Source organism: Pseudoxanthomonas sp. YR558 (assembly GCF_900116385.1).
Classification (GTDB): Bacteria; Pseudomonadota; Gammaproteobacteria; order Xanthomonadales; family Xanthomonadaceae; genus Pseudoxanthomonas_A.
This window is the reverse complement of sequence record NZ_FPCI01000001.1, coordinates 2249403-2262180: the sequence shown is the minus strand read 5'-3', so window position 1 is coordinate 2262180 and position 12778 is coordinate 2249403. Positions and strand designations below refer to the sequence as shown.

The following is a 12778-nucleotide window of genomic DNA, read 5'->3' as shown; positions in this document are numbered from 1 at the left end:
CTCTCGGCCTGACCCACGCGGTCCCGCGTGCCGAGGAGGTGTGTGTGGCGAACCAGCACGTCCAGGTCTTCCTGCTGCATCTGGGATCCCAACAGTCCATCGGGCCCGACGACTTGCGGGTGATGTGGGCCACGGCCTGTGAGTCGCTGGATATCGCGGTGTCGCGGCGCCCGACCGGCCAGGGCCAGAACACCGGTCGCCCGTGCTTTGGTTTGTGGGCCGGCCGCCAGTTCCATCGCGTGCCGGCGGAACGACGCATGCGCGCATTGCTGGAAGCGCGTGGCTACCTCTTCACGCTCACGCATATCGCCTCGAAGGAGGGCGCATGACGTTTGATGTCGGGATCGGCAAATGCCGATCGGTAAAATCGGATTCGGTGGATGTCTGGGTGGATGGCTCCATCGTGCGGCGCTTGGCGCCGGAGACGAAATGGCAGCGCGATGGGATCAGCGTGCTGCAGGTACCGTCCAAGCTGTGCAGTGCGCGCCATCCGTTGGCCGAAGGTGCGGAGGTCTTCCTCGATACCGCGCTGATCACCGCCAGCAGCGTGGGCAAGCTGGATGTGGACGGCAGCGGCGAGTTCGCCAAGGCCCGGCTGTCGCTGCTCGTGCCCGTGGTCGACACCGAGGTCACGCCGCCGCCCTCGCGCAAGGCGAGCTGGCGCTGACGCTGCTGCGGGCGACCACCGTCCGCGCACCCTGATTCCCGACGAACGGCGCGCCGCCGCCTGTGCGTCTCCCTACGGACCGGGTTATGGTCCGCTACGGGGTGAGAGGGGAAGCCACATGGGACGTGGTCGTCGCGGTTTCATCGAGAATCTGGCTGCGCTGCCGTGGCCGGTCGGGCTCTGTACCGGGGTCGCGGGCTACCTGGCCATCGCGCACGGCATTCCGCTGTTTTTTTCGCGAAACAGTGCGTTGGGCAGCGCCTTTCAGAACACCAATCCTTTTCTGCCGCTCGCGTGGGCCTTCTTCGGCCTGTGCGTCATCGCCGCTGGCATGTCGTTCTTCGATGCACGGCGCAAGCGCCGATTGCTGGACACCCGCCGCGGGTTGGACAGCCTGGCCGCGCTGGGCTGGCGCGATTTCGAGCGGCTCGTGGGCGAGGCGTATCGTCGCCGCGGTTATACGGTGGAGGAAACCGGCCTGGGTGGCGCCGATGGTGGCATCGACCTGATCCTGCATCGCGATGGCAAGCGCACGCTGGTGCAGTGCAAGCAGTGGCGGCGCGACAAGGTGCCGGTCAGCGTGGTGCGCGAGATGTTCGGCCTGATGGCGCATCACCAGGCGGACGCCGTGCGCATCGCGGCGCTCGGAGGCTTCACCGCGGATGCGGCGCACTTCGTCGAGGGCAAGCCGATCGAATTGATCGATGGCGCAACGCTGCTGGAGATGATCAGGGCGGTGCAGGTCGGCGGCGCCGAGCCTTCCAGGAAAGTCGAACCCGTGATCGATCACGCCGTCGAATCAAGCTCCCCCAGTTGCCCGACCTGCAAAGCGGCGATGGTCCGGCGGACGAACCGACGCACGGGAGAAGGGTTCTGGGGATGCTCCGCGTTTCCTGTATGCCGGGGAGCCAAATAAGTGTCGCTCCCGATCTCGAGAGGCCGCTCGGGCGAGCGGTGAAGCTGTCGAACTGCATTCCGCAAGGCCGCTAGAATTGCCCGATGACCCCACCCAAGAGCCACTCTCAGCCGGAAGTTTCGCGGCCCTACCTCTGGATTCCAGGCGATGGTCCAATCGCCGGCTGTGTACAACGTATGCGCCACCAACTACCCCGACCCGTTTACCCGATGGGCGAAGCGTGGTTCATGGGCGAGAAACGACGGATGTTCGATTCCTTGCTTGGAGATCTAGGGGAGCTCTCGCTCGAGGACCTTCGCCAACCGTTGGAAGAGATCGCATCAGGAAACGCTTGTTTCGGCCCCATGGACGAATGGACGGACTGGTGCCGCTACTTGCTCGCACAGCTCATTCCTCGTCATGCAGAGCGTTCATTCGACAGCGTGTACCAGAACCTCGTCACGGCATTCATTGCGGTGAATCCGCGTGAAATCGAAGAGCCTTATGAGGGCTTCGCGGACGACGTGCGTCAGACGCTGGGTCGCTGTCTCATGGATTCGTCCCGCTGGATCGGAGATCGACTTGCGGTTTCCGCGCCTGAAGACCCGTTCGCTGGCGGACGGCGCGAATCATTCGAGTGGCATGTGGCCTGTGGGGATTTCTCAGCCGGCATGCTTCTTTGCGCCAAATACCTTGATGAAAGCGTGCTCGACATCTGGCTCGATTCTGCATTCACCATCCGCTGTCCGCTATGGACCACACAGCTCTACAGTTGGTTGCTGGCAGTCCATCCGTTGCTTACAGGGACAGTTCTGGAACTGGCCGCGCTCGATTCAGACTCGCCAACCAATGTGGTTTGGCTCGGCGCACATGTGCTGAGGGGTGATTTCACTGGCGTTTACGACCCAACCCCGTCGCCGCTCCGTTTGCTGTCCCCCCGTCGTTGCGAGGCCGTGCTAGCCAGTGTGCGAAGGAACGTTTCGGAAGCGAGCTACTTTTCTTGGCTTGACGCGATCAAGCCGTATGCATATCTGCAGGCCGAGCTGGGCGGGACGCCGAGCCATTTCGCGGATGTTTTCGAGATCGCTTAGTGGATTCGGTGCGCGCATATGACCCTGCACGCTCTTCGCATTGTTCCCTTCATCCTCGCCAGCCTGCTGGCGTTCTCCGCCCATGCCGCCCAGGGCAAGCTCGGCTTCACTGTCGATGCGAAGTTCGATCGCAAGGTACTGGATGCCGACATCAAGCAGGTGGTGGTGACGCAGGTCGCGCCTGCTTCACCGGCGCAGCGGGCGGGCCTGCAGGTGGGCGACGTGCTGGAGCAATTGAACGGGAAGCCGTTGGTGGGCAGCTCGGCGCGGAAGTTCTTCGGCACCATGGGCGACATCAAGCCGGGCGACAAGGTGGCGCTGGTGGTGAGGCGAGCGGGCAAGCCGGTCGCCGTGGTGCTGGTGGCCGAGTAGCGCGCTCGACGCCCACGGTACGGCGTCAGCCGCTGGCCAGCGCGCCTGCTGCCGTATGTGCGAGCAGATACCCGACGGTGGCGTTGATGGTGCCGCCCACCAAGAGCACGAGGGCGGCCGCTCCGAGGCAGCGCCACCAGGGCAGCCGCGTGCGCCGGCGGATCCACGCCGCCTGTACGAGCCAAAACCACGCCAGCATCACGAGCGTCAGGCAAGCGGAAGCGATGTTCGTCCATGGCTGCGGCATCAGCAGCAGCGACATGGCGCAGGAGAGCACCAGCGCGAACGGCGCCACCAGGTAGCACTGCTCGTAGAAGGGTTGCCGCAGGCTCTCGCGATTGACCGGCTGGCGTACGCGGATCAGCGCATACGTGGCGCCGGCCAACGCCCACACGCCGAACGTGATCGTGCGATAGAGCAACAGCGTTTCTTCGGAAGCCAGGATTACCGCCGCCAGCGAGCCGGAGGTATCGGGTACCTGCGCCCGCACACCCAGGTCGAACAGATGCGCCAGCAGCACGCACAGGATCAACAGCAGGGGCGGGCTGATCGCATCGCTGAATCGCGTGTCGTCGGTGCGCGACAGTTCATGCGCCGCGTAGGTCGTCATACGGTCCGGATGCAGCAAGGTCCGCACCAGCGTGCGGGGCAGCAGGATCACCCAGGTCAGCGCTTCGTAGACGAACTCTTCGAACGACTTGAGGATCTTCAGGAAATCCATGACCCGCCCGCGACCGTGCCCACCATGCGCCCAGATTAGCGGACTGTGTGGACGGTGTGGTCTGTCTTAGCGCGATGCCCCTTCCCGCTACGTTGACCCACCGCGAGGCGTCAGTGCATCAGGCGCGCCGCCATACTGTCCAGGTCGTAGCCGAAGCCGCCGTCGACGCGCCGGACGATGTCCGCGCCGGCCGCCGCCTGCAGGAACGCCGGCGTCACCTGGTAGCCGCCGCCCACCGCGTCCACGTGCGCGGCGATGCGGCTGTCGGAGCCCGCGCGCGTGACCAGTTCGCCGAAGGCCACCACGCGCAGCACGAGGGAGGCTTCTTCTTCCACCGACAGGCCGTGTCCACCCACTTGGCGCGCAATGACGTTCATGCCAACGCAGGCGAGGTCTTCGCCGTCGTACTCGCTTACCGGAAGCGCACCGTTCATGACGGCCTGGAACACGTCGATGCCGAAATTGAGCAGCGCCGGGTCCACCGCCACGATATCGATCGCGCGCAAGGGAAGATCGGTCTGGGCCTGGATCTGGGGCATGGTCCACCTCGGTTCCGTCATCGTCGCCCCCGTTCTAGGCAGGGATGCCGAAACACGGCGTGACGACGGCCCATGCACGCCGTTCACAACGCGGAACCTGCGCGCAACGGCTCAGCGCCCGGCGCATTGCGCCTGTAGCCACGCGCGCGCGGCGTCCAGAGGCTGATCGGTCACTTCATCGGGTAGCACCGGCCCGTGCTGGACCGCACCGCTGCGGTCGAGGATGCGCGCCGTGGTCAGTGCCAGCATCCCGCCGTTCTCCAGCGGAATGCTGCTGTTGGATGTCGTATACCCGCCCGTGGGACGGCCGAAGAAGCGCACATTGCGCTGACCCTTGAAACCGATGGCAAGGATCTCGCCGGAGCTCATCGTCTTGGGCCCGAGGATCACGGCGATGTGCGGGGGCTGACGTTCGAGGGGCGGGAGATCGATCGCGGAGCGGGCGACATCGCCGTTGAGCACTTGGTCGTTACGGCGTCGGATCGGCGTGCGCGTGCCGTCGCGTCGCTCGAAGTATTCCAGGATGCCTTCATCGTAGAGCGGTGCAATACCGCCCATCATCGGCCACATGCTGCCCCCCATGTTGGACGCCACGTCGATGATCAGGCCACAGCGCCCGGCTGAAAGCGCCTCATTGAGTGCGTTTCGCACCAAGTGGGTCGCCCCCACGGCCGCTTGCTGGTCGCCGCTCCAACTGTTGATCGTCAGGCGTCCGATGGCACCTTCGTCCGTGTGCGCGAGGGCGATAGGGAGGGGGGTGGCGGGCACGGCGCTCGAAGCCTGCGGCCGTGTCGTACCTGTGTTCGCCGAGGCAGCGGCGGTCCGCGGGGGGAAGTACACCGAATGCCGTTCCTTCAGCGACGCCAGCACGAAGCGGATCGCCGCAGTGCGGCCATCCTCGCCGGGCGTGGCGGCCAGGCGTGCATAGGCTTCGCGCTCGACCGCGGGCCAGTCGGGCTGGTCGCCATTGAGGGCCTGCGTGCGTGCCAGCGCGATCACCTTGTCGAGCACGGCGTCCGCGGCATGGGCCGAGGCAGTGAAGACGAGTAAGGCGCATGCGAGTGCAGCGAAACGGAGGCGGAGCGTCATGGCGGCATCCTTGCGTGGGACGGGGCGGGACTTCCTGTGCTGGGCATGAACTTACGCGAGCTCCAGGCAGCGTGCCAGCGAGTCCGCATCCACCGTGCCGTCCGCGCCGTATCGGATCGTGCGCAGGCGTCATGAGGGCCCCTGTCGCCCCGATGGGTTACCATCACGCCCCCCGCAGGAGTCCATGCGATGAGCCATTCCGACGATAACCCCGGCAAGGTCACCCAGGCGCAGGCCGAGGACGCGGTCCGCGTGCTGCTGGAATGGGCGGGCGAGGATCCGACGCGTGAAGGGTTGCTGGATACGCCGAAGCGCGTGGCCAAGGCCTACCGCGACTGGTTCAGCGGTTACCAGATGGATCCGCGTGAGTACCTAGCGCGCACCTTCGAGGAAGTCGCCGGCTACGACGAGATGATCGTGCTGCGCGACATCGAATTCGAAAGCCATTGCGAGCACCACATGGCGCCGATCATCGGACGCGCGCACGTGGGCTACCTGCCCGATGGCAAGGTGGTCGGCATCAGCAAGCTGGCGCGCGTGGTGGATGTGTATGCGCGTCGCTTCCAGGTGCAGGAAAAGATGACCGCGCAGATCGCGCAGTGCATTCAGGACGTGCTGCAGCCGCGTGGCGTCGCCGTGGTCGTCGACGGCGCGCACGAATGCATGACCACCCGTGGCGTGCACAAACGCGGCGTCAGCATGGTGACCAGCAAGATGCTGGGCACCTTCCGCGAAGATGCGCGCACCCGCGCCGAGTTCCTGCGCTTCATCGAGACGGGCCACGGCAAGCGTTGAGCGCGTGAGCCCTGACGCTGGTGTGGGAGCGACGTAAGTCGCGAAGAGGGTTCCGCTGCAATTCATCGCGACTTACGTCGCTCCCACAGGAGCCAGTTTCCGCATGAACCTCTGTCCCTGCGGCACCGGTCGCGACTACGCCGCCTGCTGCGGCCGCTATCACGGCGGTGAGCCTGCGCCCGACGCCGAAGCGCTGATGCGCTCGCGCTACAGCGCTTTCGTCACCGGCGATGCCGATTACCTGCGCGCCACCTGGCATCCCGACACCCGTCCGGCCGATCTCGGCCTGGATGCGCCCGGCGCGCCGCGCACCACCTGGCTCAGCCTGTCGGTGAAGCAGCACCGCGTCACCGGGTCGGATACCGCCGAGGTCGAATTCGTCGCCCGCTACCGCAGCGGGGGCGGCAGCGCCGTGCGCCTGCACGAACGCAGCCGCTTCATCCGCAGCGACGGACGCTGGTTTTACGTGGATGGCGAGCATCGCTGACGGCCGTCAGTATGCGTCGCCGTATCAGCCCTTCGGCTTTTCCAGGTAATCCAGCGTCACCTGCAGCAGCGCGCGCAGGCCGATGTCGAGTGAGGATTCGTCCAGCATGAACTCCGGCGAGTGGTTGCTCGGTGCGGTGACCGGATCGATGCCCTTGGCCGTGCTGCCGACGAAGAAGAACATTGACGGCACTTCGCGCGCATAGAACGAGAAGTCCTCCGCGCCCATCTGCAGGCCCGGGGTGATGACGTTGTCCGCGCCCACCACCGCCTGCAGGCTGGGCAGCATCTGCGCGGTGAGCTCGGGGTTGTTGACGGTGACGGGATTGCCGTCGTTGTCGGGCACGCTGGCTTCCACCTTCGCGCCGTGCGCGGCGCTGACGTGGGTGGCGACGTTCTTCAGGTCGGCGAAGATCTTCTGCCGCATGCCTTCGTCGAAGGTGCGGATGGTGCCGACCACTTCGACGTCGTCGGGGATGATGTTGTAGCGGATGCCGCCCTTGATCGCGCCGAAGCTGACCACCGCGGGCAACTTGGAGATGTCGGTGCGGCGACTGACGATGGTCTGCGTGGTGCCGATGACGTCGGCCATCGCGACGATCGGGTCCACGCCGCCCCACGGCCGCGAGCCATGCGTCTGCCGGCCGATGACCTTCAGGGTGAAGCTGTCGGAGGCCGCCATCAGCGGGCCCTGGCGCACGCCGATCTGGCCGGCCGGAATCGACGAGAACACGTGCAGGCCGAACACCGCCTCGGGCTTGAAGTCCTTGAACACGCCCTCCTTCAACATCAGCTCCGCGCCGCCTTCCTCGCCGGCCGGCGCGCCTTCCTCGGCGGGCTGGAACACCAGCAGCACTTCGCCCGGCAGCGTGTCCTTCATGCCGACCAACGCCTTCGCCACGCCCAGCAGGATGCCGGTATGCGCGTCGTGGCCACACGCATGCATCACGCCGACGGTCTCGCCGCGGTAGGTCGATGTCGCCTTCGATGCGAACGGCAGGCTGTTGCGCTCGGTGACCGGCAGCGCGTCCATGTCGGCGCGCAGCGCGATGCGCGGGCCGGGCTTGCCGCCCTTGATCACCGCGGTGATGCCGTGGCGCGCGATGCCGGTGCGCGGCTGCAGGCCCAGCTTGCGCAGTTCCTCAGCCACGCGCTTTGACGTCTGCTCCTCGCGGTTGGACAGTTCCGGGTACTGGTGGAAGTGCCGGCGCCAGTCGATCACCTGCTGCTGCACGGCCTTGCCTGCGGCGGCGACTTCCGGCCGTTGCGTGGGCGCGGCATCCTGCGCGGCGGCGGGCAGGGCGCAGGCGAGGGCGAGCAGGGAAACGGCGAGAGGACGTGCGTGGCGCATCGGGTCGGCTCCTGGAGGCAAGCCCCGATGCTAACGCCTGCGTCGCGGCGGCGCGCATGCCACCTTAGAATGCGCAGGCGTTCCGTGTGGCCTATCACGGCTGGCGACGCCTCCGCTCCCCCGGCCGGAATCTCGATGCCCGATCTCGCCCTGCAGGTGCTCCTGCTGCTGTTCCTCGCCGCGATGCTGGCGGGCTTCATCGATGCCATCGCCGGTGGCGGTGGCATGATCACCATTCCCGCCATGCTGCTGGCCGGCATCCCGCCGCTGCAGGTGTTGGGCACCAACAAGCTGCAGTCGCTGTTCGGCTCGGGCTCGGCGAGTTGGGCCTACGCGCGCCATGGACACGTCGACCTCAAGGGCCAGCTGCCGATGGTGCTGACCGCGGGGTTGGGCGCCGTCGGGGGCGCATTGCTGGCCACGGTCATCCCGGTGGACTGGTTGAAGTGGGCGCTGCCGTTCCTGCTGGTCGGCATCGCGGTGTACTTCGGCCTGAAGCCCGACATCGGCCACGTGGACCGGCACCAGCGCATGCGCCCGCAGGTGTTCGCGCTGACCTTCGTCCCGGCGATCGGCTTCTACGACGGCGTGTTCGGCCCGGGCACCGGCTCGTTCCTGATGCTGGGCTTCGTCGCGCTGGCCGGCTTCGGCATCCTCAAGGCCACCGCGCACACCAAGTTCCTCAACTTCGGCTCCAACCTTGGCGCGTTCGGCGTGTTCCTGCTGCACGGCGCGGTGTTGTGGAAGATCGGCCTGCTGATGGGCGCAGGCCAGTTCCTTGGCGCGCAGCTGGGTTCGCGTTTCGCGATGAAGCAGGGCGCGCGGATCATCAAGCCGCTGCTGGTGACCGTGTCGATCGCGCTGGCGATCCGCCTGCTGGCGGACCCGCAGCATCCGTTGCTTCTCTGGTTGGGTGTGTAGGGCGGGCCCTGGCCCGCGCCGCGTGTGCCGGATGGAGGGAACGGTGGGCCGAGGCCCACCCTACGGCGAGCGCAGGTAATCCAGCGCCACCTGCAGCATCGCCTGGCTGCCGGTCTGCAGCGCTTGTTCATCGAGCAGGAATTGCGGCGAATGATTGATCGGTGCGGTGGCCGGATCGATCCCCTTCGACGTCGAGCCGACGAAGAAGTAGAAACCGGGCACGGTGTTGGCGAACTGCGAGAAGTCTTCGGCCACGGTCACCAACGGCATCTCGACCACGTTCGCCGCGCCTACCGCCTTTTCCAGCGACGGTCGCACACGCTGGGTGAGCGCAGGCTGGTTGATGGTGGCAGGCGCGTTGTTGGCGACCTTCAGCTCGGCGCTGCCGCCACTGGCGTGCGCGTAGTCGTCGGCGATGCGGCGGAAACGCGCGATCACGTCTTCGCGCACGGTCGGGTCGAACGTGCGCAGCGTGCCGACCAAGGTCGCCTCGTCCGGAATGATGTTGAAGCGCACACCGGCCTGGAACTGACCCGCGGTCAGCACTACCGGGCTGGTGGCGATGTTCACCTGTCGCGCGATCATGCTCTGCGTACCCAGCAGGATCTGTGCGCCGAGGGTGATCGGGTCCACGCCGTCCCACGGCCGCGAACCATGCGTCTGCTTGCCCTTCACCACCAGCGACCACTCGTCGGCCGCCGCGAGCAACGGACCGCTGCGGTAGCCCACGCTGCCTACCGGCAGGCCGGCCCACACATGCAGGCCGAACACGGCATCGGGGGTGAAGTCCTTGAACACGCCGTCCTGCAGCATCAGTGCCGCGCCGAAGACCGCGCCCGCGACCGGCGGGCCTTCTTCCGCCGGCTGGAACACGAACATCACTTCGCCGGCGAGTTCGTTCTTCGCGGCGACCAGCGCCTGCGCCACGCCCATCAGGATCGCGACGTGCGCATCGTGGCCGCAGGCGTGCATCACGCCGACCGGCTGGCCGCGGTACTCGGCTTTCACCTTCGAGGCGAAGGGCAGGTGGGTCTGTTCGGTAACCGGCAGCGCGTCCATGTCGGCGCGCAGGGCGACGCGCGGGCCGGGCTTTGCGCCTTTCAGCACGGCGACCACGCCGGTCTTGCCGACGCCGGTACGCACCGTGAGGCCCAGCGAGCGCAGATGATCGGCGACCCGCTTGGCGGTGCGCGTTTCCTGTTCGCCGAGTTCGGGATGCTGGTGGAGGTCGCGCCGCCACTCCACGAGCTGGGGTTGCGCGCGCTCCAGCGCCGCGAAAGCCGTGGCGTCCTGCGCCCGCGCTGCGTCCGTACCTGCCAGCGAGACGGTGGCGACGAACAGGGCGGCGAACAAACGATGGGCGCGAAGCATGGCGGCATCCGGGACAGACGGGGAGCACGATGCTAGCCCGGGCGGCGCATGCGTCCAATGGCGAATCACCATGAGCGCATGCGTGCGCGTGGCTCGCATTCGCCACGCGCGCGTGGCAGGCTCGCAGGCCACTGGAGAGCCCCCCGCCATGACCCGCGACGCCGATCCCGCTTCTTCCCGTTCGCTGCAGGGCGATGCCGCGCTGTTGCGCGCGGTGGGCAGCCTGGCGCTGGCCGCAGCGGTCATCAACATCATCGTCGGCGGCGGCATCTTCAAGATGCCCGCGGCGCTGTCGGCGCAAGTCGGCGCCGCCGCGCCGCTGGCGTTGCTGGCCGGTGCATTGGTGATGGTGCCGGTGGCGCTGTGTTTCGCCGCCATCGGCAGCCGAGCCTCCGCCACCGGCGGGCCCTACACCTATGTCAGCGCGGTGTTCGGCACGCTGCCGGGCTTCCTGGCCGGCGCGCTGATGTGGATCTGCAACGTGGCCTCCAGTGCCGGCGTCGCCGCCGCGCTGTCGCTGCAGGCGGCCAGTCTGTGGCCGGTCCTCGACGCGCCGCTGCCGCGCGCGCTGCTGCTGCTGGGCGTGTACGCCGCGATCTACGCGCTCAATGCCTTCGGCGTGAAGCTGGGCGCACGCGCGGTGATGACACTGGCCACGCTGAAGCTGGTGCCGTTGTTCCTGCTGGTGATCGTCGGCCTCGCCTTCGTCGATACCTCGCACGTCAGCTTCGCCTTCGCCGACGTGCCCTCGTGGACCGCGCTGGGCGCGGCGATGGTGATGGTGGTGTTCGCGTACTCCGGCGTGGAAACGGCGCTGATTCCCGGCGGCGAAGTACGCGACCCTTCGCGCAGCGTGCCGCGCGCGGCATTGAGCGCCATCCTGCTGGTGGTCCTGCTGTACCTCGGCCTGCAGATCGTCTGCCAGGGTGTGCTGGGCCCGGCCCTGGCGACCAGCAGCGTGCCGATCGCGGAAGCCGCAGGCCGGTTGTGGGATCCGGCGCGCATCGCCCTGCTGGTGACCGCGTGCATTTCCATGGCGGGCTTCCTGCTGGGCAACCTGCTGGGATCCTCACGGCTGCTGTTCGCGCTGGGGCGCGATGGTTACCTGCCGCAGGCCTTCGGTCGCGTCAGCGCCACCCACCGCGTGCCGCTGCTGGCACTGGCCACGCATGCCGGCATCGCCTGTCTGCTGGCAGTGGTGGGTAACTTCGAAGCGCTGGTGCTGATTTCCGGCGGCGCGGTCTGCTTGGTATACGTGATGGTCTGCGCGGCCGCCTGGCGGGCGCAGCGCACCGACCTGCGCGAGCGCGGTGAACCTTTCGTCCTGCGCGGCGGTCCGCTAGTTCCGGGCCTGGCGGTCGTCGGCATGGTCGCCATCCTCACCACGTTGAGTACGCGCGAGTGGACGGCGATCGGCGTGGCGGTCGTGGTGCTGGCCATCGTGTACGCGGTGCTGGTCGGGCTTAGGCGGCGCGTGGGCAGTTGAGTTCCAGACGAGGCAGGAAGGCTGATTGTGGGAGCGACGTAAGTCGCGAGCTCTTCCTCTGGCAACACCAAAAGCTCGCGACTTACGTCGCTCCCACACCGATTATCCCTACGCCGGCCAGGCCTACCGGAACACCACCGTCCGGTGCCCGTTGAGCAGGATGCGGTGCTCCACGTGGCGGCGCACCGCGCGGGCCAGCACCAGCGATTCGATGTCGCTGCCCATCCGCACCAGTTCCTTGGGCGTCATCGCATGGTCCACGCGCGCGACGTCCTGTTCGATGATCGGACCTTCATCCAGGTCGCGCGTGACGTAGTGCGCCGTCGCACCGATGATCTTGACCCCGCGCGCATGCGCCTGGTGGTAAGGCTTGGCGCCCTTGAAGCTGGGCAGGAAGCTGTGGTGGATGTTGATCGCCCGGCCGGCCAGCGCATCGCACAGCGTCGGCGAGAGGATCTGCATGTAGCGCGCCAGCACGACCAGGTCGATCCGTTCGCGCTCGACCAGGTCGATGATGCGATGCTCCTGCTCTTCGCGGTGTTCGGCGGAAACCGGCAGGTGGTGGAAGGCGACGCCGTACGATTGGGCGAGCGGTGCGAAGTCGGCGTGGTTGGACGTCACGCAGGCGATCTCCACCGGCAGCTGCCGGCTGTGCACGCGGAACAGCAGGTCGTTGAGGCAATGCCCCTGCTTGCTGACCAGCACCATCAACCGCGCCTTGCGGCGCGCGTCGTGCAGCTGCCAGTCCATCGCGAACGTGTCGGCGAGCGGCCGGAAGCGCGCGTGCAGCGCTTCGGCCGTGATGCTGTCGGGCAGGTCGAAGTGCACGCGCAGGAAGAAGCGGCCGGATTCCTCGTCGCCGAACTGCTGCGCGTCGAGGATGTTGCAGCCGGCGTCGAACAGCAGCCCGGTGACGCGATAGACGATGCCGGTGGTGTCCGGGCAGGAGAGGGTGAGGATGTGGTCGCGGCGCATGGCGTGGGAGAGCGAGCGA

The 12778-nt window shown here is 67.1% G+C and carries 15 protein-coding genes; 9 read left to right on the top strand and 6 right to left on the bottom strand.

The genetic code is table 11. The annotated features are described in order from the left end of the window. Positions 1-44: 44 nt before the first annotated feature. From BM365_RS10585 to BM365_RS10565, 5 genes are all read left to right on the top strand, one after another. On the top strand, positions 45-329 hold the full coding sequence (locus BM365_RS10585; RefSeq protein ID WP_139227402.1) for a hypothetical protein: 285 nt from the start codon (positions 45-47) through the stop codon (positions 327-329). Continuing rightward, positions 326-667, top strand: a complete 342-nt coding sequence (locus tag BM365_RS10580; RefSeq protein WP_093488989.1) for a hypothetical protein — start codon at positions 326-328, stop codon at positions 665-667. The genes BM365_RS10585 and BM365_RS10580 overlap by 4 nt, the downstream gene beginning before the upstream one ends. A gap of 118 nt (positions 668-785) precedes the next feature. Then, positions 786-1583 carry a restriction endonuclease gene (locus tag BM365_RS10575; protein ID WP_093488987.1) on the top strand — a complete coding sequence of 266 codons (798 nt, stop codon included), beginning with the start codon at positions 786-788 and terminating at the stop codon, positions 1581-1583. 83 nt (positions 1584-1666) lie between these two features. Beyond that, on the top strand, positions 1667-2653 hold the full coding sequence (locus tag BM365_RS10570; RefSeq protein WP_139227401.1) for a hypothetical protein: 987 nt from the start codon (positions 1667-1669) through the stop codon (positions 2651-2653). A gap of 18 nt (positions 2654-2671) precedes the next feature. Next, entirely contained in the window at positions 2672-3025 is a 354-nt protein-coding gene (locus BM365_RS10565; protein ID WP_093488983.1) for a PDZ domain-containing protein, read from the top strand. A 25-nt stretch (positions 3026-3050) separates the two neighbouring features. On the opposite strand, the gene BM365_RS10560 is transcribed toward BM365_RS10565, so the two are convergent. The 3 genes from BM365_RS10560 to BM365_RS10550 form a co-directional block, all read right to left on the bottom strand. After that, on the bottom strand, positions 3051-3746 hold the full coding sequence (locus BM365_RS10560; protein ID WP_093488981.1) for a hypothetical protein: 696 nt from the start codon (positions 3744-3746) through the stop codon (positions 3051-3053). A 110-nt stretch (positions 3747-3856) separates the two neighbouring features. After that, complete coding sequence (locus BM365_RS10555) at positions 3857-4285, bottom strand: hypothetical protein (protein ID WP_139227400.1); 429 nt, start codon at positions 4283-4285, stop codon at positions 3857-3859. A gap of 111 nt (positions 4286-4396) precedes the next feature. Further along, on the bottom strand, positions 4397-5374 hold the full coding sequence (locus tag BM365_RS10550) for a S41 family peptidase (protein WP_093488977.1): 978 nt from the start codon (positions 5372-5374) through the stop codon (positions 4397-4399). A 189-nt stretch (positions 5375-5563) separates the two neighbouring features. Between BM365_RS10550 and folE the strand changes: the two genes are divergently transcribed. Together folE and BM365_RS10540 are read left to right on the top strand one after the other, a co-directional pair. Continuing rightward, positions 5564-6169, top strand: a complete 606-nt coding sequence (gene folE / locus BM365_RS10545) for a GTP cyclohydrolase I FolE (protein ID WP_093488975.1) — start codon at positions 5564-5566, stop codon at positions 6167-6169. A gap of 103 nt (positions 6170-6272) precedes the next feature. Next, positions 6273-6656 carry a YchJ family protein gene (locus BM365_RS10540; RefSeq protein WP_093488973.1) on the top strand — a complete coding sequence of 128 codons (384 nt, stop codon included), beginning with the start codon at positions 6273-6275 and terminating at the stop codon, positions 6654-6656. 24 nt (positions 6657-6680) lie between these two features. Here the strand turns inward: BM365_RS10540 and BM365_RS10535 are convergent, their stop codons facing one another. After that, a complete protein-coding gene (locus BM365_RS10535) occupies positions 6681-8006 on the bottom strand; it encodes a M20 family metallopeptidase (RefSeq protein ID WP_093488971.1) in 1326 nt (441 codons plus the stop codon). 135 nt (positions 8007-8141) lie between these two features. Here BM365_RS10535 and BM365_RS10530 point away from each other — a divergent pair, with 135 nt between their 5' ends. Continuing rightward, positions 8142-8927, top strand: coding sequence for a TSUP family transporter (locus BM365_RS10530; protein WP_093488969.1), 786 nt, complete (start codon positions 8142-8144; stop codon positions 8925-8927). Positions 8928-8987: 60 nt separating this feature from the next. On the opposite strand, the gene BM365_RS10525 is transcribed toward BM365_RS10530, so the two are convergent. Beyond that, on the bottom strand, positions 8988-10298 hold the full coding sequence (locus BM365_RS10525; RefSeq protein WP_093488967.1) for an amidohydrolase: 1311 nt from the start codon (positions 10296-10298) through the stop codon (positions 8988-8990). A 148-nt stretch (positions 10299-10446) separates the two neighbouring features. Between BM365_RS10525 and BM365_RS10520 the strand changes: the two genes are divergently transcribed. Continuing rightward, positions 10447-11784 carry an APC family permease gene (locus BM365_RS10520; RefSeq protein ID WP_158253516.1) on the top strand — a complete coding sequence of 446 codons (1338 nt, stop codon included), beginning with the start codon at positions 10447-10449 and terminating at the stop codon, positions 11782-11784. A 123-nt stretch (positions 11785-11907) separates the two neighbouring features. On the opposite strand, the gene purU is transcribed toward BM365_RS10520, so the two are convergent. Further along, entirely contained in the window at positions 11908-12759 is an 852-nt protein-coding gene (gene purU / locus BM365_RS10515; RefSeq protein ID WP_093488963.1) for a formyltetrahydrofolate deformylase, read from the bottom strand. Between the last annotated feature and the right edge of the window lie 19 nt (positions 12760-12778).

Bases quoted from the DNA above. Each gene is read 5' to 3' on its own strand.
- BM365_RS10575 (WP_093488987.1), top strand. From the start codon at position 786: ATGGGACGTGGTCGTCGCGGTTTCATCGAGAATCTGGCTGCGCTGCCG.
- BM365_RS10535 (WP_093488971.1), bottom strand. From the start codon at position 8,006: ATGCGCCACGCACGTCCTCTCGCCGTTTCCCTGCTCGCCCTCGCCTGC.
- purU (WP_093488963.1), bottom strand. From the start codon at position 12,759: ATGCGCCGCGACCACATCCTCACCCTCTCCTGCCCGGACACCACCGGC.
- BM365_RS10555 (WP_139227400.1), bottom strand. From the start codon at position 4,285: ATGCCCCAGATCCAGGCCCAGACCGATCTTCCCTTGCGCGCGATCGAT.
- BM365_RS10530 (WP_093488969.1), top strand. From the start codon at position 8,142: ATGCCCGATCTCGCCCTGCAGGTGCTCCTGCTGCTGTTCCTCGCCGCG.
- folE (WP_093488975.1), top strand. From the start codon at position 5,564: ATGAGCCATTCCGACGATAACCCCGGCAAGGTCACCCAGGCGCAGGCC.
- BM365_RS10570 (WP_139227401.1), top strand. From the start codon at position 1,667: ATGACCCCACCCAAGAGCCACTCTCAGCCGGAAGTTTCGCGGCCCTAC.
- BM365_RS10580 (WP_093488989.1), top strand. From the start codon at position 326: ATGACGTTTGATGTCGGGATCGGCAAATGCCGATCGGTAAAATCGGAT.
- BM365_RS10525 (WP_093488967.1), bottom strand. From the start codon at position 10,298: ATGCTTCGCGCCCATCGTTTGTTCGCCGCCCTGTTCGTCGCCACCGTC.
- BM365_RS10550 (WP_093488977.1), bottom strand. From the start codon at position 5,374: ATGACGCTCCGCCTCCGTTTCGCTGCACTCGCATGCGCCTTACTCGTC.
- BM365_RS10540 (WP_093488973.1), top strand. From the start codon at position 6,273: ATGAACCTCTGTCCCTGCGGCACCGGTCGCGACTACGCCGCCTGCTGC.
- BM365_RS10565 (WP_093488983.1), top strand. From the start codon at position 2,672: ATGACCCTGCACGCTCTTCGCATTGTTCCCTTCATCCTCGCCAGCCTG.
- BM365_RS10520 (WP_158253516.1), top strand. From the start codon at position 10,447: ATGACCCGCGACGCCGATCCCGCTTCTTCCCGTTCGCTGCAGGGCGAT.
- BM365_RS10560 (WP_093488981.1), bottom strand. From the start codon at position 3,746: ATGGATTTCCTGAAGATCCTCAAGTCGTTCGAAGAGTTCGTCTACGAA.